We start from the raw sequence: 21,841 nt of genomic DNA, 5'->3' as shown, positions 1-21,841 counted from the left end.
CTTCCGCGGGCGGCCGCTCCACGGAGGCCCTCTCCGAGGGTGGCTCGGCGGCACCGCGGCCCCGCTCGTTCCACGAGATGTGGACCGATCTGCGGCACATCGGCCGGGACGCGGGCAGCGGCGGATACCGCCGCTACGCCTGGACGGCGGCCGACGCCGACTGCCGCGACTGGTTCCGGGAGCAGGCCGAGGACCGCGGCCTCGCCCACGAGACCGACCGCAACGGCAACCAGTGGGCCTGGCTGGGCGACCCCACCGCCGGGGACGCCGTCGTCACCGGCTCGCACCTGGACTCCGTCCCCGACGGCGGCGCCTTCGACGGCCCCCTCGGCGTCGTGTCCTCCTTCGCCGCACTCGACGAACTCCGCCGCAGGAGAGTGGAGTTCACCCGGCCCCTGGCGATCACCAACTTCGGCGACGAGGAGGGCGCGCGCTTCGGTCTGGCCTGCGTCGGCTCCCGTCTCACGGCCGGACAGCTGGCGAAGGAGCAGGCGTACGCGCTGCGCGACGCCGACGGCGTGAGCCTGCCCGAGGCCATGGAGGCTGCCGGCCACGACCCGGAGAGCATCGGCGCCGACCCCGAACGCCTCGCCCGTATCGGTGCGTTCGTGGAACTGCACGTCGAGCAGGGCCGTGCCCTGGACGTCTCCGGCGACCCCGTCGGGATCGCCGGCGCCATCTGGCCGCACGGCCGCTGGCGCTTCGACTTCCGGGGCGAGGCCAACCACGCGGGCACCACCCGCCTCGCCGACCGCCGCGACCCGATGCTGACGTACGCGGAGACCGTGCTCGCCGCCCGCCGCGAGGCAGAACTCGCGGGCGCCCTCGCCACCTTCGGCAAGGTCTCCGTCGAGCCGAACGGCGTCAACGCCATCCCGTCCCTCGTCCGCGGCTGGCTCGACTCGCGCGCCGCCGACCAGGCCACCCTCGACACGGTCGTCGCCGCGATCGAGCAGGCCGCCAAGGACCGCGCCCAGCGCGACGGCGTCGACCTCGCCGTCGTACGGGAGTCGTCCACCCCGGTCGTCGAGTTCGGGCACGCGCTGCGCGACGAGATCGGCCGGCTGCTGGGCGGACGGGCCCCGCTGCTGGGGACCGGCGCCGGACACGACGCGGGAATCCTCTCCGCGGCCGTGCCGACCGCCATGCTGTTCGTACGGAACCCGACGGGCGTGTCCCACTCCCCGGCCGAGTACGCGGCCGAGGACGACTGCGTCGCCGGGGTCCTCGCACTCGCCGACGTACTGGAGGGCCTCGCGTGCAGGTGACGACGTACTGGCTGGAGCACGCCTGGCTCGGCACGCACGTCGAGCCGGGTGTGTCCCTGGACGTCGCGGACGGCCGGATCACGGCCGTCCGCACCGGGACGGAGACCCCGGAGCCGGGGGCCGAGGTGCTGCGCGGCCTGACGGTCCCCGGACTCGCCAACGCCCACTCGCACGCCTTCCACCGCGCGCTGCGCGGCCTGGTTCAGGTCGGCTCCGGGACCTTCTGGACCTGGCGCGAGTTCATGTACCAGGTCGCCTCCCGGCTCACCCCGGAGAGCTACCACGCGCTGGCGCGCGCCGTGTACGCCGAGATGGCGCTGGCGGGGATCACGGTCGTCGGCGAGTTCCACTACGTGCACCACGCGCCCGGCGGCAGGCCGTACGCCGACCCCAACGCGATGGGCGAGGCGTTGATCGCCGCCGCGGCGGACGCGGGCATCCGCATCACGCTGCTCGACACGGCGTACCTGTCCTCGGCCATCACGAGCAAGCACCGGGGGGAGCCGCCGGACCAGCACCAGCTCCGCTTCTCCGACGGCACCGCCGAGGCGTGGGCCGAGCGGGTGTCCCTGCTCAAGGGCGGGGAGCTGGCCCGGATCGGCGCGGCGGTCCACTCCGTGCGCGCGGTCCCCGCTGCGCAGTTGCCCGTGGTGGCCGCCTGGGCGGCGGAGCGCGGTGCGCCCCTGCACGTCCATCTCTCCGAGCAGACCGCCGAGAACGACGCCTGCCTGGAGGTGCACGGCTGCACGCCGGCGCGGCTGCTCGCCGACCACGGTGTGCTCGGCCGGCGCACCACCGGAGTCCACAACACCCATCTCACGGGCGGGGACATCCGCCTCCTCGGCGACAGCGGGACCGGCACCTGTATGTGCCCCACCACCGAACGGGACCTCGCCGACGGCATCGGCCCCGCGAAGGCCCTCCAGCAGGCGGGGTCACCGCTGTCGCTCGGCAGCGACAGCCACGCGGTGATCGATCTCCTGGAGGAGGCCCGCGCGATGGAGTTGGACGAGCGGCTGCGCACACGCACCCGCGGCCACTGGACGGCCGCGTCCCTGCTGCGCGCCGCGACAGCGGACGGGCACGCGGCGCTCGGCTGGGACGACGCGGGACGTCTGGAGCGGGAAGCGCTCGCCGACTTCACCACCGTCGCACTGGACTCGGTGCGCACGGCCGGCCCGCTGCCGCGCCTGGGCGCGGAGACCGCGGTCTTCGCGGCCACCTCGGCGGACATCCGTCACACGGTCGTCGCCGGGCGCCATGTCGTACGCGACGGGGTCCACACCCTGGTGCCGGACGTGCCCTCGGCCCTGTCGGAGGCGATCGGGGCGCTGCGCGGCTGAGCGGTTCACCGTGCGCGGGCACCGCGCGGCTGAGCGGACTGTGGGGCGGGCACGGCGCCGTGTGCGAGTCGCGCGGCTTGTCGTGCGGTGCGTGGTGTCGTGTGCGGTGCGCGGCCGTGTCCCGCACACGGGTCCGGCGCTGCCCGGGACGCGGCCGGGCGGACCGCGCCCGGACGTGCCCGGCGATCCCCCGAGCCGGTGGCGTACTACCGCCGCGCCGCCGGGGAGCACCCCGACTGGGACGAGCACCGGCCGGTGATGGTGCCCGACCGCAGGGTGCTGATGACGATGCCGGTCGACCACGGTTACGGCTAAGGATCGTCTGACGCGTGCACTCGGACCCTGCCCGGACCCCTCGGGGCCGGCGGGGGCCGGTGAGAGGAGAGGCGCCTGTGGAAGCATGGGACCCGTCACGGTGTGCCCCTCTCCGTAGGGGGACGGAAGGCTACGGAGAGGAACCATGAGCAGCACTCTCATCACCCGTATCGGCACCCTCGTCACCAACGACCCCGCCCTCGGCGACGGCAGCCCGCTCGGTCTGATCGAGGACGCGGCCCTCGTCCTCGACGGCGGCACCGTCGCCTGGGCCGGCCGCTCCGCCGACGCCCCGGACGCCGACGAGCGCCACGACGCGGGCGGCCGCGCCGTCATCCCGGGGTTCGTGGACTCCCACTCGCATCTCGTGTTCGCCGGCGACCGCACCGCCGAGTTCAACGCCCGTATGTCCGGCCGCGCCTACTCGGCGGGCGGGATCCGGACGACCGTCGCCGCGACCCGCGCCGCCTCGGACGAGGAACTCGAGGCGAACCTCACCCGCTATCTCGACGAGGCGCTGCGCCAGGGCACCACCACGTTCGAGACCAAGTCCGGGTACGGGCTCACCGTGGCCGACGAGGCGCGCGCCCTGCGCATCGCCGCGCGGCACACCGAGGAGGTGACCTACCTCGGTGCCCACATCGTGTCCCCCGACTACGCAGACGACCCCGCCGCGTACGTCGCGCTCGTGACCGGCGAGATGCTCGACGCCTGCGCCCCGCACGCCCGCTGGGTCGACGTTTTCTGCGAGAAGGGCGCGTTCGACGGGGAGCAGGCCCGTGCGATCCTCGCCGCGGGGACGGCCAGGGGACTCGTTCCGCGCGTGCACGCCAACCAGCTGACCTACGGCCCCGGCGTCCAGCTCGCCGTCGAGCTGGAGGCGGCCTCCGCCGACCACTGCACGCACCTCACCCAGGCCGATGTCGACGCCCTCGCGAGCGGAAACACGGTCGCCACCCTGCTCCCGGGTGCCGAGTTCTCCACCCGCGCCGAGTGGCCCGACGCCCGCCGGCTGCTCGACGCGGGGGTGACCGTCGCGTTGTCGACGGACTGCAACCCGGGCTCGTCGTTCACCTCCTCCGTGCCGTTCTGCATCGCCCTGGCGGTACGGGACATGGGGATGACGCCGGACGAAGCCGTCTGGTCCGCGACCGCGGGCGGCGCCGCCGCACTGCGCCGCACCGACATCGGCCGCCTCGCGCCCGGCGCCCGCGCCGACCTCGCCGTACTGGACGCCCCGAGCCATGTCCATCTGGCCTACCGTCCGGGGGTTCCACTGGTGCGCGAGGTGTGGCGACGGGGGGTGCGAGCGGTCTGAGGGGCCGGCGGGACGGCGAACGCCGGCAAAGGCGTCCGCCGGCAGCCGCGAGCTGTCCGGCGGACTGCTTCGGCGCGTCGGTCCGGGGCGGGCGCCCCTCCTTCGATTCGCCCCGTTGGCAACGCCTTTCACGGGACTTCACACTTCTTCCCGTGTTGGTCACAGCTTGACCCCCACTCCCTGTTGCGGGGTGATTTCGGCCGGTACCGTCCTGTCCCGGGGAAGCTCAAGGGGGAGACCGGGGGTCGAGTTGAGCGGTGTGCGCATTCGTGTCGTCAGGCCCGGGGAGCTGGACGAGGGGGAGGCCGAGTCCTGGCGAGAGCTGCGCGCCAAGTCCGGTGCGCCGGCCAGTCCTTTCATGGAACCGGAGTTCACCCTGGCCGTCGCCGGGGTGCGACCGGCCGCCAGGGTCGCGGTCGTCGAGGACGACGGAGTACCGGCCGGCTTCTTCCCCTACGAGAAGGGCCCGTTCGGGCACGGCCGGGCCATCGGGTTCGGTGTCTCCGACTGCCAGGGGGCCGTACTGCGGCCCGGACTGGTCCTCTCCGCGCGCGAGCTGCTGCGGGCCTGCTCGCTCTCCGTGTGGGAGTTCGACAACCTGGAGGCGGGGCAGGGCCTCTTCGAGCCCGGCAGCGCCGAGGAGTTCGCCTCGCCGGTGATCGACGTGGGCGAGGGGTACGCGGCGTACGAGGATCGGCTGCGCGGGCAGTCGCCGAAGTTCCTCAGGACCACCACCGCGAAGGAGCGCAGGCTGGGCCGGCAGGTGGGCGAGGTGCGGTTCGTCTTCGACGAGCGCGACCCCTCGGCGCTGCGCACGCTCATGGCCTGGAAGTCCGCCCAGTACCGGAGGACCGGCCGCCGGGACCGCTTCGCCCGGGAGTGGATCAGCACGCTCGTGCGGCGCCTCCACGACACACGGACGCCGGGCTGCTCGGGCGTGCTGTCCGTGCTGTACGCGGCGGAGCGCCCGGTCGCCGCGCACTTCGGGCTGCGCTCGCGCACCGTGCTGTCCTGCTGGTTCCCTGCCTACGACACCGCGTACGCGAAGTACTCGCCAGGGCTGATCCTGCATCTGCGGATGGCCGAGGCCGCGGTGGCCGCGGGCATCGGGATGCTCGACCTCGGCCGCGGCGCCGCCGAGTACAAGGACGCGCTCAAGACCGGTGAACTCCGGGTCCGCGAGGGCGCGTCCGTCCGGCCGGGACCGGCGGCCGCGCTCCACCGGCTGAGCCGCGAGCCGGGGCGGCGCGCCCACAGCTTCGTCCGCAGCCGGCCCCGTCTCGCCGGGTGCGCGCAGCGGACACTCAGCCGGATCGGCCGGCTGAGGGGTGACTGACCGTCCGGCCGGCGCGACGGCCGCACCGTCCGCCGCCGGACGGGGGCTGATCAGCCGCGCCGTGGAACGGCTCATCGACTGGGCCGTCGAGGAGCGGTTCGCCGCACGTGCTCGCGCACCGGCCGCACCCGCCGTACAACAGGCCGGCGCCGACCGCGGCGGACGGCAGCGGACCACAACGGAACGGCACCGACCGCGCACCGGCGCATTCCGGTTGACCGGACCGCACCGGCCGTACAAGGGCAGCGCGCCGACGACACCACTCGGGAGACCGCCATGCCGAACGTCCCGCCCGTCCCGCCGCGACCCCGCGCCATGCAGGTCGCCGAGCTGGACCTCGACACCCTCGATCCGCCGTCGTCCGCGGAACCGCGCGCGGCCCGCGGCGCCCCCGCCCACGGTGTGCTCGCCCTGCGTCCCGGGCCGGGCGGGGCCCCCGTGGGGCCGGGGGAGGTGTTCGTGCTGGTACGGCGCCGGGGCCGTCCCGTCGGCACTCTCACCGCGACCGTGCCGGACGGGGCCGACCCGGCGGAGGTCCTGGCCGCGGTGGCCCGTGACCGGCTGGCGCCGGGCGCCGCGGGCCGCCCGGCGCGCGAGGCCGCCACCCGCCGTCGTGCCGGTCCGCACCCTGCCACGCCCCCGGTTCCCACCGCTCCGGAAGGGACCGCGCACCGGGCCGCTCTGCCCCGGACCAGCGTCGTCGTCGCCACCCGCGAGCGCCCCGGCCGGCTCGCCCGCGCCCTGGACTCGCTGCTCGCCCAGGACCATCCGGACTTCGAGGTCGTCGTCGTCGACAACGCGCCGCTGACCGGCGCCACCCGGGAGCTGATCGAGCGCAAGTACGGCGAGCGGGTGCGCTACGTGCACGAGCCCGTGCCGGGTCTCGCCATCGCCCACAACCGCGGTGTCGCCGCCGCCGACGGCACCGTGCTCGCCTTCACCGACGACGACGTCGTCGCCGATCCGCACTGGCTGACCGCGCTCACGGCGCCGTTCGCCGAGGACCCCCGGATCGGCTGTGTCACGGGGCTGATCCTCCCCGCGCGCCTCGGCACACCCGCCCAGATCCTGCTGGAGAGCCACGGCGGCTTCGCCAAGGGTTTCGCTCCCCGCACGTACGATCCGGCGCGGCCGCCCGCCGACGAGCCGCTGTTCCCCTTCACCGCGGGCCGTTTCGGCTCCGGTGCCAACATGGCCTTCCGCGCCCGGGTGCTCAGGGCGGCCGGCGGCTTCGACCCCGCGACCGGCACCGGCACCGCGGCCCGCGGTGGCGACGACCTCTACGCGTTCGTGCGGATCCTCGCCGACGGCCACCGGCTGCGGTACACGCCCGACGCACTGGTCTGGCACCACCACCGGGAGACCGGGCGCGACCTGCGGAACCAGGCGTTCGGATACGGCGCCGGCCTCACCGCCTACCTCACCGCGCTCGTCGCCCGCCGGCCCGGCCTGCTTCCGGCGCTGCTCGCCCGGCTGCCCCGCGGCCTCGCCCACGCCCGGACGACGACCGCGCACCGCGACGGCGCCGTCGGCGTGCCCGGGGAGCACGGGGCCGGCGGCCACCCATGGCCGCGCAGCCTCTCCCGGCTGGAGCGGCGCGGAATGCTCGCCGGGCCCCTCGGATACGTCAGGGCCCGCCGCCGGGTCCGCGGCCTGCCGCTCCCCTGGGAGGAGAGATGACCTCGTCACGTACACCGCGGGAGCCCCGCATGCCGTATGGACATCGCGTGCCCCAAGGATCCAAAGAGCCTCGAGGACCCCAACGACCTCGTGCAACCCGAGATCCCCGACAGTCCCGAGATCCCCGACAGCGTCCAGAGCCCCGGGCGGCCGGAGCACGCCATGAGGGCCGAGCAGCCCGCATTCCCGTCCTGCTCTACCACGCGGTCATGGACGATCCGCCCGACTGGATCGCCGAGTTCACCGTCACTCCCGCGGAGTTCGCCGCCCAGCTCGACGCCGTGGTCGCCAGCGGTCGCACGCCGATCATGATCAGCGCCCTCTCGGACCACCTCGCCGGACGCGGCGCGCCCCTGCCGCCCCGGCCCGTCGTCCTCACCTTCGACGACGGCTTCGCCGATCTGCCCGGACCCACCGCCGAGGCCCTCGCCGACCGCGGACTGCCCGCGACCGCCTATCTCACCACCGGCGCCATCACCCCCGGGCTCCGCAGTCTGCTGCCGCCCGCCCCGATGATGACGCTCGCCCAGGCTCCGCTGCTGGAGCAGCACGGCATGGAGGTCGGCGGCCACACCGTCACCCATGCGCAGCTCGACACGCTCGGGGCCGGGCGGCTTCGGTACGAACTGCGCCACTCCAAGGCCGTCCTGGAGGACGCGCTCGGCCATGAGGTGCGCCATCTCGCCTATCCGCACGGCTACAACAGCAGGGCCGTGCGCCGGGCCGTCCGGGCGGCAGGGTACGAGTCCGCCGTCGCCGTACGCCACGCGCTCAGCTCGGAGACCGACGAGGCGTACCGGATCGCCCGGCTCATCCTGCGCCGTGGCCACACCGTCGCCGACGTCGAGGCGTGGATGGACGGCACGGGCGCGCGGGCCGCCCCGTACCCGGACTCGCTGCCCACCGTGGGCTGGCGTCTCTACCGACGGGCGCGGGCGGCCGTGAGGGGCCCGGAGTTCGCGGGCTGATGGGTGAAGATGGTCGAGAGCCACCCAAATCCGAACCAGGTTCCTATACTTCGCTGAAGGGGCAGCGGCGTGACGGCCGCGCCCACATCCGTGGGGGGAGTCGCACGGTGCAGCAGCAACGCGTGCCCACACCGGTCACCGGGAGCAGCGCGCTGCCGCCCGTGGAGCGGACCGAGGAGCACCGGCCGTCCGGCGGGCCGGGCGCCCCGCCGCGGAGCCGGCCGCCCCTCCCCGACCTCGCCTGGCTCCCGCTGCTCCTCGGCCTCGGCCTGTGGTCGTACGCGCTGCCGCGCATCGGCTTCCGCACGATGGGGGAGTACGGGCTCCTCGACCGGCTGCCGGCCGTGTTCTTCGCCGCGCTGCTGGTGCTCACCGGCGGTTTCCTGCTCGCGCTGCGGCGCGCGGGCACCGCGCCCTGGTGGCCGGCCGCGTACTGCGTGGCGATGCTGTTCGCGCTCAAGGCCCCGCCCGCGGTCCTGTACGACTCGGTGCGGTACCCGTGGGCCTCCAAGCACGACGCCGTCGTCAACACCCTCCTCGCCAACGGTGAACTGCGGCCCCACGCCGCGCTGTCCGGGAACATGTCGGCCTACGACCAGTGGCCCGGCTTCTTCGGCCTCAACGCCGCCCTGGTGCGCGCCTTCGGCGTCGAGAGCGCCGCCGCGTACCTCAACTGGGCCCCGGTGGTGCTGGGGCTGCTGCTCCTGCCCGTGCTGGTCCTGCTGTTCCGGACCTTTGCCGAGGACTGGCGGCTGGTGTGGACCGGAGTCTGGATCTTCCAGCTCGCCAACTGGGTCGGCCAGGACTACCTCGCCCCGCAGGGCTTCGCGTACCTCCTGCATCTGACCGTACTGGCCGTGGTGCTGCGCCACTTCGTGCTGCCGGGGTCGGCCGGGAGGCTGCGCGACCGTTCCTTGCTCGACCCGGCCGCGGCCGCCGTGCCGCCGCCGACCGGCCGGCGGCAGCGCGCCGTCTGCGTGCTGGTCCTCGCGCCCCTGATCGTCGCGATCAACGCCTCGCACCAGCTCACCCCGGTGATGCTGTGCGTCTCGCTGTTCGTCCTGCTCTTCACCCGCCGCTACCGCAACTACGGGCTCCTCGCCGTCGCCGGAGCCCTGATGCTGGCCTGGGACCTGACGATGGGGCGGCCGCTGTTCACCGAGACGCTCGGCACGCTGCGCGAGTCCCTGGGCGAACTGACCCGCAACTCCCGTGCGGGGTACGCCGGACAGCTCACCGGACCGGGACCCGAGCTCGCCGGCCGGGCCAACGTCCTGATGGTGCTCGCGGTCGCCGTGCTCGCGGCGGCCGCCGTGTTCACGCGCCGCAGGCTGACCCGGAGCGCCCTGCCGCTGCTGCTGGTGTCGGCGGCGCCGCTCCCGCTGTTCGCCGTCAACGACTACGGCGGCGAAATGCTGTTCCGCGTCTATCTGTTCGGGCTGCCCGGCGCCGCGTTCTTCGCCGCCGCGGCCCTCGTTCCGGCCGCCGGCGCGTCCCGGGACGCCTCGGCGCGCGCCAGAACCGTCCACCGGCGCGTGGCCCACGTCGCGCTGCCCGTGTCGCTGGTGGCGCTCGCCGCCGGATTCCTGCCGTCGTACTACGGCAAGGAGAGGATGAACTACACCCCGCCCGCCGAGACGGCACTGGTCACCAGGGCCATCGACCGGGCACCCGAAGGGAGCCTCGTCCTCGCCGCCACCGGGTCCTTCCCGATGGCGCTGCACCGTTACGACCGGCTGGAGCACTGGTTCTTCGCCGAGCAGGAGCTCCCCGCGAACGAGCGGATGCTCGCCGACCCGGCCCGTCATCTGGCCGACGGCATCCCTCCCGGGACGCGGGCGTACGTCGTCCTCACCCGCACCCAGGACATCTACACCGCGGGCGAGGGACTGCTGCCTCCCGGCGGCTTCGCGACGCTGCGCGGCGAGCTGACCGCGTCCCCGCTCTTCACCGTCGTCGAGGAACACCCCTACGGCGTCGTACTCGAATACCGATCACCAGCGAGGTGAGTCCCGATGCCGAAAGAGATCCCGCTCAGAGCCGCCGTCGCGCTGTCCGGCTGGGTGGCGCTCGCGGCGACCCTGCTGCCCGGGGGCTCGCCGGCGAGGTGGATACCGGTGCTCCTGTTCGTCTGCTTCGGCCCCGGCCTCGCGCTGCTGCACCCGCAGCCGGATGGCCTGCGACCCGGCGCCAGGCTGGAGGCGTTCGCGCTGGCCGCGCCGGTCAGCCTCTCGATCGGCGTGCTCACCGCCACCTCGCTGTTCCTGGTGGGGGGATTCACGGTGATCGCGTTCCTGCTGCCCCTCGCGGCCCTCGCGACGGTCGCCGCCGCACTGCCGGGGCTCCCCCTCCCCGCGGCCACGCGCGGCGCAGCCGGACGCGCGCGGGTGCCTGCCCCGGGGGCCGCTCCCGGACCCGCCGGTGAGCACGACCCCGCCGCCGGACGTGCTCAACGCGACGGCGGTGGCCGATGAGCGGACGGTATTCGGGACCGCGCGGGCGCGCGGGGGCGGCGGTCGTCCTCGCCACCGTCGCCGCCTTCCTCGCCGGGATCGGGATCTGGGCCACCTCCGACGACGGCACCGCGGACGAGGACTTACCGGAGAACGCCGTGTCCGGCGAGCCCCCGGGCGGGCCCTGCGCCCCCGACGCCGTACTCGCTCCGCGCTGCGGCGCCTGGTGGGGCGCGTACATCCCCTACGACGAGAACGGCTCGCTCACCGCACCGGTGTACGCCTTCGAGAAGAAGATCGGGCGGCGGCTCGACCTCGTGTACACGTACCACGACATGTCGGGGAACGAGCTCGACGGCCGGCTGCTCACCCCCGACGAGCAGGAACTGGGCCGCGACCGGCTGCTCATGCTCGCCTGGGAGTCCACGGTGTGGAAGGAACCGCACCACGCCGGCTGGACCGAGACCCAGCTCGGCTGGAGGAACATCGCGTCGGGACGGTACGACACCGAGATCGTCGACCCGCAGATCCGCCGCATCAAGGCGTACGGGAAGCGGGTCTTCCTCTCCTTCGACCAGGAGGTCGACGCCCGGATCAAGGAGGGCGCCGGGACTCCGGAGGAGTACGTCGCCGCCTACCGGCACCTGCGGGACCGCTTCGAGAAGCTCGGCGCGCGCAACGTGGTGTGGGTGTGGACGGTCTCCGGCTACCTCGGCAGCGCCGATCTGATGAAGCGGCTCTACCCCGGGGACGAGTACGTCGACTGGCTCGCGATGGACCAGTACAACTACTACACCTGCCACAAGACCACGGACTGGAAGGACTTCGAACGAAGCCAGCGCCCCAGCCATGACTGGCTGGTCGCGAACATCTCCGACGAGAAGCCCCTGATGCTCGCCGAGTTCGCGACCGTCCCCGATCCGGCCGATCCCGACCGGCAGCGCGCCTGGTACGCCGCCGTCCCGCAGGTCGCCAGGACGATGCCCAGGGTGAAGGCGATGGTCCACTGGAACCGTGCGGTGCCGGGTGAGGGCTGCGATCTGACGGTCAACGGCGGACCGGGCCTGGAGGGCTACCGGCTCGCCGGCCGGGACGGCTGGTTCAGACAGCCGGTCCCGAGCCGCTGACGGCCTTCCGCCGGGCGGCACCGCGGTCCGCCCGGCGGTGGGCGAGCGCCGCGACCGCCACCGCGAGGAATCCGGCCGACACCGGCAGCGCCGTGGCGGCGAAGGCGTCCTGGGCGGTCCAGCCCGTCACCGCCAGGACCCACACCGTGGCCGCCGTGATCCGCCCGGGCACGCCCAGGGCCCACAGGGCGGTGGCGGCCAGCCCCAGGCACAGCAGCTGGAGCACGGGCGGCAGGACGGTGAGCACGTCCGCCCCGCCGACGGCCCGGGCCGGCAGTACGTCCGCCAGGGCCTCGTGCCCGGGGCCCGTGGCGGGAGCGGGCCGTACGCCCAGCAGCGCGGGGGCGGTGTGCAGCGCGGCGGCGGTGGTGAGCAGGGCGGCCGTGAGCAGGACCGGCCGAATCCGGCCCAGTGCCACGGCCCCGCTGTACACGACCACCAGCAGCACCCCGGCCGTCACCGTCAGCGGCGGCAGGGCGTGCAGCAGTTCCCGGCCCGACAGCGGTCCGGGCGGGACGTCCCGCGCCCCGGCCAGCGGGAACCAGAACAGTCCGGCGGCCACGCCCAGCAGCAGCCACAGCCAGGCGGCCGTGCCGGACTCCTCGCGCCCCGCGGACGCCGGAGGTTCCGGCGGCGGGTACACGGATATCCCGAACGCCGGGGTCGCCGCCTCGTGCACACCCCGTAGATACACGGTCTCCCGGGTTCGGTCCGGGTCCTTCCCGGCCGCCGCGGAGGCCCGCCGTTCGGCCGCCCGGCGCGCCCAGGTCGTGCCGTAGTCGCCGTCGGCGGCGGGGCGGCGGCGCGGCGCGAACGGCCGTTTCCCGCGCGGCGGACGGGGCTCGCGGCCGGCGAGCGCCGCCCGGACGCCCGGCGCGGAGACCAGCGCCATCAGCGACATGGACAGCAGCATCGCCAGGCCCGCGCCGGAGATCCCGGCCGGGCCCGTCAGCACCGCCGCACTGCCCAGCACCATCGCGCACATCGCGCCCTGGAGCCCCGCGAGCACGCCCGTACGGCCCTGGACGCGCAGGACGCCGATGTACAGCTCCACGACGACGCGGGGCAGCGCGGCGGCGGCCAGCAGCCGCAGCACGGTCGTGCCGTGCTCGGCGTAGTCGGTGCCGAACGGGGCGAGGATCAGCGGGGCGAACACGACGAGGACGGCGACGACCGGGACGAGCAGTACCGCCATCCGGCGCAGCGCACCGCGCACCCCCTCGGCGAGGCCGCCGGGGCTGTGCGAGGCGTGTGCCGTGAGCGACGAGGCCATGTTGATGGCCATGAACTCCATCGTGCCGCCGACGGTGTAGGCGATGTAGAAGAAGCCGTTGTGGGCGGCGTCGAAGCGGACGGCGACCATCACCGGCAGCAGGTTGATCATCGCCAGGGAGAACAGGGCGCCGACGGAGTCCCCGGCGAGGAAGCGGCCGACGTCCCGCATCCGCGGCGGTTCGCGGTCGCGGTCGGCGGCGGACTGACGGGGTATCAGCCGCCGGAACACCAGCCAGCCGAGGGGGAGTACGGACAGGGCGATGGCCGCCGCCCACGACACGAAGACCCCGAGGACGGGTACGGCGCCCGCGAAGACGATGAGCAGCAGCAGTTTTCCGATGGAGAACACGGCGTTGCCGACCGGCACCCAGACCGCCTTGCGCAGCCCGGTCAGCACCCCGTCCTGCAGGGTGAGCAGCGCCCAGGCGACACAGGCCGCGGTGAAGACCGCTCCGGCGACGGGGCCGTGCAGCGGTGCGTACGAAGGGCCCCACAGGTCGAGGGTGACCAGGAACGCCGCACAGGCGACGCACACGACGGCCGAGCTGACCGCGTACGCCCGCCACACCAGCGAGCCGGTGGCCCGTCCGGCCCTCGGGACGTACCGCACCACCGCGCCGATCATCGTCGTCGCGGTGACCGAGGCGAGCAGCCGCATCGCGGCGATGGCGGCCGATCCCTGCCCCACGGCCTCCTCGGTGTAGTACCGGGCGGCCACCAGCCAGAAGCCCAGCCCGAGCGCGGCGGAGACCCCGGTGGAGAGCATCAGCGCATAGGCGTTGCGGAACATGGAGTCGCCGCCGGCGGACCCGCCGGCCGCCCCTTCGGCAGGCGCACCGCCGGTGGCGGTGCCGGGCCGCCGCACCCGGGTCGTCTCAGCCACCTGTCCCGCCCGCGGGGCCGCCGCCGGAGCCCGGGACCGGCGGGGCGCCCGCCGGCCGCACCCCCGCCGCGTCCAGTACGGCGATGATCCGCTCCGCCCCGAGCGGATCGGCCGGGAGGGCGTGGCGGGCGAACCAGCGGGCCGGTTCCGGGTCGGGCGACGGATCGGTGAAGAGCTCGGAGGCGTAGTCGTCGAGCGGCGGGTCGTACAGGTAGCCGGTGGTGATGCGGCGCCGGGCCAGCGCGGCGATGGCCGCGTCCCGGTCGGCGACCAGGAGCGGGACGCGGAAGAGCGGTTGCACCGGGCCGGGTCCGGGCGCCCCCCACGGGCTTGCCAGCAGCCGCCGGGTGCCCTCGAGATGGGCCGCGAGACGGTCGTCGAGGCGGTCGAGCAGCCGCGCGGTGCGGCGGAGCCGGGCGCGTCCGGGGCTGATCCGGTAGTCGTGCATGTCGACCCGCACCCAGGAGTGGAACGGCGGGAGCGCGGGCGCCCGCGCGACCGCCTGCTTCAGCTCGCCCGGCCGCAGCGGCATCCGTATCGCCTCGCGCTCCTCCATGCCGAGGAGCCGCATCACGGCCCGCGCCGCGCGGACGAGGCGCAGCCCCCGCACGCCCGCCTCCGCGTACGGCCGTAACGCGTGGACGAGCTCGGCGGAGAGCCGGGAGGGCGTGAGGAGGGCGTCGCGGGCCTCCCGGAGGGTGTCCCGCAGGGCCGGGTCGGCGAACGTGAGGAAGCCCCCGGTCTTGGCGGCGGTGTGCTTGGAGAGGCTGAACACCGACGCGTCGCCGTAGGAGCCGACCGGCCGGTCGCCGGCCACCGACCCGATCGCATGCGCCGCGTCCTCCAGCAGCGGGACGCCCAGCGCGTCGCAGCGGGCGCGCAGCGCGGACGCAGGGTCGGGGTTGCCGTAGAGGTTGGTGGTGACGACCGCGTCCAGGCTCCGCCAGGTGGCCTCGGGGACGGCGGACCCGTCGATGGTGCCGTTCCTCGGGTCCAGCGGCGCCTGGACCGGACGCAGACCCGCCGCCAGCACCACGAAGAGGATGACGTCGTCGTTGACGGGCGACATCAGTACCCGTCCGCCGGGCCTGCACCAGTGGCGGAGCGCCACGTACAGCCCGAGCCGGCACGACGGCACGTACAGGCACTCCCTGCCGAGGCGGTCGCGCATCCGCGCTTCCAGCGCCTCCCCCACGGCCCCACCTCCCCCCCTGAGCCCCGGGCTCAATGTGGCCCATACCGGACCCCACCGTCAATAAGGCGGAAGGGCCCATCCCTTGACGGAATGGACCCTTCGGGCGGGGCTCTGCGGGCGGGGAGTCACTCCTCGACCGTGAGGCCCTTTCTGAGCCTGTTCAGCGTGCGGGACAGCAGGCGCGACACGTGCATCTGCGAGATGCCGAGCTCGTCACCGATCTCGGACTGGGTCATGCCCGCGACGAAGCGGAGGGAAAGGATCTTGCGGTCGCGCGGCGGCAGTGAGGCGATGAGCGGCTTCAGGGACTCGATGTACTCGATCCCCTCGAGGCCGTGGTCCTCGTAGCCGATGCGGTCCGCCAGCGTCCCCTCGGTCTCGTCCTCGTCGGGCTGCGCGTCCAGGGAGCTCGCGGTGTAGGCGTTGCTCGCGGCCATGCCCTCGACGACCTCGTCCCGCGTGATGCCGAGGCGCTCGGCGAGCTCGCCGAGCGTGGGAGCGCGGTCGAGCTGCTGGGCGAGTTCGTCGCCGGCCTTCGCGAGGTCCAGCCGCAGCTCCTGCAGCCGGCGCGGGACGCGCACGGACCAGGAGGTGTCGCGGAAGAAGCGCTTGATCTCGCCGATGATGGTCGGCATCGCGAACGTGGGGAACTCCACGCCCCGGCTGAGCTCGAAGCGGTCGATCGCCTTGATCAGGCCGATCGTGCCCACCTGGATGATGTCCTCCATCGGCTCGCTGCGGGAGCGGAACCGGGAGGCGGCGAACTTGACCAGCGCGAGGTTGAGTTCGACGAGGGTGTTGCGCACGTAGGAGTACTCGTGCGTGCCCTCCTCGAGGGTTTCGAGCCGGGCGAAGAGCGTCTTCGACAGAGCGCGCGCGTCCACGGGACCGACCTCGCTGAACGGCGGGAGTGCCGGGAGGTCGAGGTCCTCGGACTGCTCGGTGTGCCCGTGCTGCCCGTACTGCTCGTGCGGGGGGTGCTCGTCGTACGCGTCGAGCGCATGGCGCCCGGCGTGCTCGGTGGACTCGAGGTGATCGTGCTTGTGTGTCGACGGCGCGTACGGGGTACGCGTTTCGTCGAGCCGGGGTGACATGGTCTCCTCCATCGTTCTCGGCATATGGCTGCCGATGCCCATACGTGGTGCTGCGGTGTGCGGCGCCTCCAAAGCCGGCCGTGTCGGTGGTGTCTCTCTAGCCCTACCCGGTCCTTGCCGGACGTTGCAAGTGTCGAAAGTCATGTATGTCCGATTTATGGGGGAGTTCGGCTACCGATCGGCGTACGAAAGGCGTAGTGTTCTGCGGACGTCAACGTCATCGGCGAAGAGGACGGGCATGGACCGCGGGACGGTCGGTAGTGCGAATCGAGGCCGCCTTCGGGTCGAGGTAAGGACCGAAGGCCCGAGCGAAGTGGTGGCTCCGGCGGGTGAGCTCGATCACCACACGGCCGAACTGTTGCGTGCGCCACTCGAGGACGCGCTCGACCAGGGTCGTGCACGCCTGGTGGTCGACTGCTCACGCCTCGAGTTCTGTGACTCCACGGGGTTGAACGTGCTCCTCGGTGCCCGTCTCAGGGCCGAGGCCGCCGGGGGAGGGGTCCATCTGGCCGGGATGCTTCCCGTCGTGGCCCGGGTCTTCGAGATCACCGGTGCGGAGGCGGTCTTCTCCGTCCACGACTCGGTCGAAGCGGCCCTGGCGGAGTGACTCGCGCCGCATGACCGGACCGGGGGGTGTTGTCCGGGTCCGGCCGGGCAGAAGACCCCCGCAAGGATCCCTCCGGGACCCCTCGCAAAAGTGTGCGGAGCCCCGCACGCTCCGTATCGACCCACACGCGAACTGGTGAATCGGTGAGGTGAAGCGCTGATGAGCACCACCCGGCAGCATCCGCCGGGCGACCTCGGCCCCGAGCCGGACGGCGCCCCCGCCGGCGGTGGACCCGGCACCGTCCTGCCCGACGGCCGGGTGCGCACCCTGGCGCTCGGGAACGTCAGCGGCATCGTCCCGCTCGCTCGCGACTTCACCCGGCAGGCCCTGTACGACTGGGGCTGGCTGCCCGCCGCCAACGCCGACCGCCGCGCCGCCGCCGAGGACGTCCTCCTCGTCGTCTCGGAGCTGGTCACCAACGCCTGTCTGCACGCGGAGGGTCCCGACCGGTTGCGCGTCTCCAGCGACGCCAAGGTGCTCCGGCTGGAGGTCACCGACCTCGGCGCCGGCCAGCCCGCGCCGCGGACCCCGCACCGGGCCGGCCGCCCGGGCGGTCACGGCATGTTCATCGTCCAGCGGCTGTGTCTGGACTGGGGGGTCGTCAGGACGCCGGGGATGACCGGCAAGACGGTGTGGGCGGAGCTCGCGGCGCCCTCCTAGCCGGGACCCGGGTCCCGGGATTCGAAGCTGTTGTGGAGCACGGCGATCCGCCGTGCTCTTTGTCTTCCCTCCACAAGGGCCCGGGCGTACCTTGAGCGCCGATCTGATGTGCCGTCAGTTATCTGCGGCGACTTCCGGCATGAGGGGAACTCGAGGTGTCGTACCAGAAGCGGACAGCTCTCACGCTGGCGGCGGCCGTGGCGGGCTCGGTGGTGCTGACGGCCGCGCCCACCGCCCATGCAGCCGTCGTGGACGTCGACTACCGGTGCCAGACGCCCATCGGGCCCAAGGGGGCGGTGTCGCCGATCGACATCAAGGCCGTCAGGAGCGGCAGTGGTTACAAGCTCACGATGTCCTTCCAGAAGGGTGTCTCGTCCAGCCCGGTGGAGCTCGGCAAGGGGGCGATGAACCCGAGCGCGGTCATCGAGCTCGGTGGCGCGGAGAAGGGCGAGGTCCCGGTCTCGGGGCCGCCGAACGCCGAGGCGATCCCCGCCAACACCCCCATCAGGATCAACGACTTGAGCGGGACGTACACCCCCGGGAAGAGCGGCAGGGTCACCTTCACCGCCGGGGTGCTCACGATCAAGGCACTCGGCACGACGACCACGTGCACTCCGGGGAACAACCCGAAGCCGTCGCTCGAACTGGACGTCACGGGCGCGGGCGGCGGCGGTGCGCAGTCCGGCTCCGGCTCCGGCTCCGGCTCCGGCTCTGGGGCCGGTGAACTGCCGAGGACCGGTCCCCTCGATTCCGCGCCCGCGCTCGGCACGCTCGGCGGCACGGTGCTCCTGACCGGAGCCGTCGGGGTGCTGTGGCTGACCCGCCGCGGTCCGCGGTCCGCAGGCTGACCGTGCCGGCCCGCGCCCGAATCGCCGCCGCGGCCGTCGCCCTGCTGTCCGTGCTCTGGGCGGCCGCGCCCGCGGCGGCCGGGCAGGACTGGACGGCCGAGCCCGCGACGGGCGGCAGACCGTACGTCTATCTGGAGGGCCCGCCCGGCACGGTCATGGAGGACGGGGTCTCCGTGACCAACCCCGGGGCGGAACCGCTGACGGTACGGCTGCGGGCCGAGGGGACGGCCGGGCCGGTGTTCGCCGAGAACCGTGTCACCGTCCCCGCCCGCACCCGGGCCGATGTGCCGTTCGCCGTCACGGTCCCGGCCTCCGCCTCCCCCGGTGACCGGTCCGCGCGGGTCGTGGTGTCGTCCGGCGGCCGTGAGGCGGTCGTACGCGTCCATGTGCGCGTAACGGGGTCCGAGCTGGCGGCGCTCACGGTGGAGGACGTCCGAGTCGACGGCAGCGTGATCCGCTACACCCTCGTCAACCGGGGCAACACCGTGGTCGCACCCAGGCTCGCCGTACGCGCCGACGGGCTCACCGGCGAACTGCTGAGACGCCCCGCACGGACGCTGCCGGTCGAGCTCGGCCCCGGCCGGAGCCTGGAACTGACCGAACCCTGGCCCGATCCGCCCGCCCTCGACTCCGTCGACGTCACGCTCCGCGTCACCGCCCCGGGCGCCGTGTCCGCCGAGGCGACTGCCTCCACCCGGTACGTGCCGTGGGCCGCGGCGACGGGAACGGCGCTGGCGCTCGGTGCGGCGGCGGGCGGTGTCGCGCTGTGGCGCGGCCGCGGACGCACCCACGACCGGCCCGACCGGCCCCTGGCACAGGCAGGAGCCCAACCGTGAACGGCACCTCACACACCCCGTCCCTCCGCCCCCGCCGTCTGCGACGTCCGTGCCGGGCGCCCCGTGCGTCGCGGTATGTCGCCGCCGGCCGCGGGATCGCCGTCCGGCTGCCGGCCGTGCTCCTCGTTGCGGCCGTCGTCCTCGCCGCTGCCGCTGCCGCTGCCGCTGCCGTCGCCGGTCCGGCCCCGTACGCCGCCGCGGACACGAAGCCCGCCGTCCGTCTCTCCGCCGAACAGGCGGGCGGAGGCCGTGACATCACCGTCAGCGGATCCGGCTGGCGGCCCCGGGCGTTGCTGATGCTGCTGATCTGCGGGCAGTCCGCTCCCGGCAGAGGGGTGATCGGCGGCACCAACTCCTGCGCCAACGCCGACGGCCGGGCCGTGACCACCGACGCCAAGGGCGCCTTCAGCAGGAAGATGCCGGTCGCCGAGCCGCCGGAGCCGTGTCCCTGTGTGGTCCACGTCGCCACGGTCACCGGCGAACGGGCCTCCGTGGACGCGCCGTTCACGGTCGCCGGGCATCCCACGGCCCCGTTGCCGCGGCAGACGGACGGCGGCAGGCTCGCCGTGCTCGCGACCGCCGAACTGCGGGGGTCGAGCGGGCTGCTCGTCTGGTTCGGCGCCCCGCCGGGCCGTGAACTCGTCTTCACCGTCGGCAATCTCGGCACCGCCCCGGTCGTGGACCCCGTCTTCCGGGTCGGTACGGCTCACGGCGTCTTCGCCCCCCAGTGGGAGGAGCGCCAGTGGCGCGGCACCGTGAAGCCGGGCGGGAAGGCGCAGATCAAACTGCCCGTCCAGCTACCGGCGGGGGCGCACGGCGACTACCAGGTCTCCGTGAAGTACGGCTCGAAGGTGCTCGTCGAACAGCCCTGGGGCGTGGGCAGGCCCTGGGGCGTGACGCTCTTCTGGGTGCTGCTGGCCGTCGTCGTCCCGGCGGCGCTGTTCCGGATCGGGATGGCCGTCGTGGACCGCGTACGGCCGCGGCACTCCGGCAGGCACCGCACTCCGCCCCGCCCCACCCCGCCCAGGGACGGGCCGGCCTCCTCGGCGGAGGACGGCCGCCCCGTCACCACCCCCGCGGCCCTGCCGTGGTTCACCCCGGACTCCGCACCGTCAGAAAACCGACCCACGACGAAGGGACACACGTGAGCACGCAACGGAGGATGAGCGCGGCAGGGGTCGCGCTGATGCTCGGCGGCGCGGGGATCCTGCTGGCTGCCTCCCCCGCCCAGGCCGCCGACGTCTCGTACGCGACGGAGTGCATCCCGCCGCCCATATCCGGACTGCCGCCCGTGCAGGGCACCACCGAGGTGCAGATCACCGCACCGGCGGAGGCCGAGGTCGGGGACGAGATCGAGGTGGTCTGGAAGACGGTCGAGGCCGCGTCCAAGAACCCCGGCGTGCTGGATCTGCAGAAGGACACCGTCAAGCCGACGGGCACCCTCGAGGTGGCCGGGGCGCAGACCGCCGACCTGGCGATGGAGGGGCCCCGGCAGAACCCGCCGATCCCGAAGAACAGCCCCATGGTGCTGCCCGACATGAAGGCCAAGCTGAAGCTGACCGCACCCGGCGAGATCACGCTGACACCCGGCGCGTACACCATCAACGTCTCCAAGCCGATCTCGACCGACACCAAGTGCGCCCCGAAGGAGGCCGTCCAGCCGGGGGCGACCGTCAAGGTGACGGAAGGCGGGGGCGGTTCGGGCGGTACGACGGGCGGCGACACCGGTGGTTCGTCCAGCGGCGGTCCGTCGACGGGTGGTTCGTCGAGCGGAGACTCCGGCGGGTCCACGGGCGGTGGCGGCGACTCCGGCGGGTCCACGGGCGGTGGCGGTGACTCCGGCGGGTCCACGGGCGGTGGCGGCGGCCAGACCGACTTCGAGGGCAAGGAGGTGCGGGTCGCGTACTCCTGCAAGACACCCATCGGCGACAAGGAGGCCGTCTCCCCGGTCAGGATCGACGCCAAGAAGAACGGCGGCGACTTCGACCTCACCGTGAAGTTCTCCACGTCGGTGATGGACAGCCCCGCCGACATCCCGGCCGACTCCGTGAAACCGTCGATGGAGGTTCGTCTGGGCGGTGCCGACAAGGGCTCCGTGCACGTCGAGGGCCCCATGAACAAGGAGCCCATCAAGGCGGGCGACCCGATCGAGATCCCTGATCTGACCGGCACCTACAAGCCGGGCGCCAGCGGCAAGTCGACGCTCAGCCCGGGCGTCCTCACGGTCGAGGCGCTGGGCACGACGACGACCTGCACCCCGCCCGCCGACGTCGCGGTCTCCCTGGAGCTCGACACCTCCGCCCAGCCGGGCGGTGCGAGCGGCGGCTCCGGCGGTGCAGCCTCCGGCTCGGCAGGCGGTGGTGACGCCTCGGGCGGCGGTCTCGCCGACACCGGCGCCGGGGACGGTGGAGCTCTGCGCGCCCTCGCCCTCGTGGCCGGCACGGTCATCCTGACCGGCGGTGCGGTCTTCACGTTCACGCCGTGGGGGAGGCTGCGCGGGGCTCGGTGAGCCGGACAGGTGCGGCGGGCGGGCGAGTGCTTCCCACCAGGCCCCGCGACGGCGGCAGCGACGAGGTCACGACGACGAGGACGCTTCCCCCGACCACGAGCACGGCGTCCCGAGTCCGGGAACGCA

The 21,841-nt window shown here is 73.9% G+C and carries 18 protein-coding genes; 15 read left to right on the top strand and 3 right to left on the bottom strand.

Going from position 1 to position 21,841, the window contains the following annotated elements:
* Nucleotides 1–77: 77 nt before the first annotated feature.
* The 9 genes from QMZ92_RS20305 to QMZ92_RS20260 all read left to right on the top strand — a co-directional run bounded on the left by QMZ92_RS20305 (nt 78) and on the right by QMZ92_RS20260 (nt 11,808).
* Nucleotides 78–1,268, top strand: a complete 1,191-nt coding sequence (locus QMZ92_RS20305; protein WP_283298810.1) for an allantoate amidohydrolase — start codon at nt 78–80, stop codon at nt 1,266–1,268.
* Nucleotides 1,259–2,611, top strand: coding sequence for a formimidoylglutamate deiminase (locus QMZ92_RS20300; protein WP_283298792.1), 1,353 nt, complete (start codon nt 1,259–1,261; stop codon nt 2,609–2,611). The genes QMZ92_RS20305 and QMZ92_RS20300 overlap by 10 nt, the downstream gene beginning before the upstream one ends.
* Before the next feature lie 460 nt (nt 2,612–3,071).
* Nucleotides 3,072–4,244: an imidazolonepropionase gene (gene hutI, locus QMZ92_RS20290; RefSeq protein ID WP_283298791.1), complete on the top strand. Its 1,173-nt coding sequence runs from the start codon at nt 3,072–3,074 to the stop codon at nt 4,242–4,244.
* A gap of 259 nt (nt 4,245–4,503) precedes the next feature.
* Entirely contained in the window at nt 4,504–5,580 is a 1,077-nt protein-coding gene (locus QMZ92_RS20285; RefSeq protein WP_283298790.1) for a GNAT family N-acetyltransferase, read from the top strand.
* A 315-nt stretch (nt 5,581–5,895) separates the two neighbouring features.
* A complete protein-coding gene (locus QMZ92_RS20280) occupies nt 5,896–7,260 on the top strand; it encodes a glycosyltransferase family 2 protein (RefSeq protein WP_283298808.1) in 1,365 nt (454 codons plus the stop codon).
* A 209-nt stretch (nt 7,261–7,469) separates the two neighbouring features.
* Nucleotides 7,470–8,228: a polysaccharide deacetylase family protein gene (locus QMZ92_RS20275; RefSeq protein ID WP_283298789.1), complete on the top strand. Its 759-nt coding sequence runs from the start codon at nt 7,470–7,472 to the stop codon at nt 8,226–8,228.
* A 107-nt stretch (nt 8,229–8,335) separates the two neighbouring features.
* Entirely contained in the window at nt 8,336–10,237 is a 1,902-nt protein-coding gene (locus QMZ92_RS20270; RefSeq protein ID WP_283298788.1) for a hypothetical protein, read from the top strand.
* 6 nt (nt 10,238–10,243) lie between these two features.
* Nucleotides 10,244–10,702, top strand: coding sequence for a hypothetical protein (locus QMZ92_RS20265; RefSeq protein WP_283298787.1), 459 nt, complete (start codon nt 10,244–10,246; stop codon nt 10,700–10,702).
* Nucleotides 10,699–11,808, top strand: coding sequence for a glycosyl hydrolase (locus QMZ92_RS20260; RefSeq protein WP_283298786.1), 1,110 nt, complete (start codon nt 10,699–10,701; stop codon nt 11,806–11,808). The genes QMZ92_RS20265 and QMZ92_RS20260 overlap by 4 nt, the downstream gene beginning before the upstream one ends.
* Here QMZ92_RS20260 and QMZ92_RS20255 read toward each other — a convergent pair.
* The 3 genes from QMZ92_RS20255 to QMZ92_RS20245 all read right to left on the bottom strand — a co-directional run bounded on the left by QMZ92_RS20255 (nt 11,783) and on the right by QMZ92_RS20245 (nt 16,267).
* The gene (locus QMZ92_RS20255) at nt 11,783–13,966 is read right to left on the bottom strand and encodes a lipopolysaccharide biosynthesis protein (protein ID WP_283298785.1); all 2,184 of its coding nucleotides are present in this window, start codon (nt 13,964–13,966) and stop codon (nt 11,783–11,785) included. The genes QMZ92_RS20260 and QMZ92_RS20255 overlap by 26 nt on opposite strands.
* Nucleotides 13,959–15,161, bottom strand: coding sequence for a DegT/DnrJ/EryC1/StrS family aminotransferase (locus QMZ92_RS20250; protein ID WP_283298784.1), 1,203 nt, complete (start codon nt 15,159–15,161; stop codon nt 13,959–13,961). Before QMZ92_RS20250 ends, QMZ92_RS20255 begins: the two co-directional genes overlap by 8 nt.
* Before the next feature lie 125 nt (nt 15,162–15,286).
* Nucleotides 15,287–16,267, bottom strand: coding sequence for an RNA polymerase sigma factor SigF (locus QMZ92_RS20245; RefSeq protein WP_283298783.1), 981 nt, complete (start codon nt 16,265–16,267; stop codon nt 15,287–15,289).
* A 226-nt stretch (nt 16,268–16,493) separates the two neighbouring features.
* Here QMZ92_RS20245 and QMZ92_RS20240 point away from each other — a divergent pair, with 226 nt between their 5' ends.
* The 6 genes from QMZ92_RS20240 to QMZ92_RS20215 all read left to right on the top strand — a co-directional run bounded on the left by QMZ92_RS20240 (nt 16,494) and on the right by QMZ92_RS20215 (nt 21,715).
* Complete coding sequence (locus QMZ92_RS20240) at nt 16,494–16,862, top strand: STAS domain-containing protein (protein WP_283298782.1); 369 nt, start codon at nt 16,494–16,496, stop codon at nt 16,860–16,862.
* Nucleotides 16,863–17,021: 159 nt separating this feature from the next.
* A complete protein-coding gene (locus tag QMZ92_RS20235; protein WP_283298781.1) occupies nt 17,022–17,522 on the top strand; it encodes an ATP-binding protein in 501 nt (166 codons plus the stop codon).
* A 155-nt stretch (nt 17,523–17,677) separates the two neighbouring features.
* Nucleotides 17,678–18,370: a peptidase gene (locus QMZ92_RS20230; protein ID WP_283298780.1), complete on the top strand. Its 693-nt coding sequence runs from the start codon at nt 17,678–17,680 to the stop codon at nt 18,368–18,370.
* Complete coding sequence (locus QMZ92_RS20225; RefSeq protein ID WP_283298779.1) at nt 18,334–19,206, top strand: COG1470 family protein; 873 nt, start codon at nt 18,334–18,336, stop codon at nt 19,204–19,206. Before QMZ92_RS20230 ends, QMZ92_RS20225 begins: the two co-directional genes overlap by 37 nt.
* Nucleotides 19,207–19,301: 95 nt before the next feature.
* Nucleotides 19,302–20,354 (top strand): hypothetical protein, encoded by a 1,053-nt coding sequence (locus QMZ92_RS20220; RefSeq protein ID WP_283298807.1) that lies wholly within the window; start codon nt 19,302–19,304, stop codon nt 20,352–20,354.
* Between the two features lie 14 nt (nt 20,355–20,368).
* The gene (locus QMZ92_RS20215) at nt 20,369–21,715 is read left to right on the top strand and encodes a hypothetical protein (RefSeq protein WP_283298806.1); all 1,347 of its coding nucleotides are present in this window, start codon (nt 20,369–20,371) and stop codon (nt 21,713–21,715) included.
* Nucleotides 21,716–21,841 lie beyond the last annotated feature (126 nt).

It is taken from the genome of Streptomyces sp. HNM0645 (genome assembly GCF_030056615.1).
Taxonomy (GTDB): Bacteria; Actinomycetota; Actinomycetes; order Streptomycetales; family Streptomycetaceae; genus Streptomyces; species Streptomyces marianii.
The sequence above is the reverse complement of the archived record's forward strand: the minus strand, read 5'-3'. Positions and strand labels throughout refer to the sequence as shown.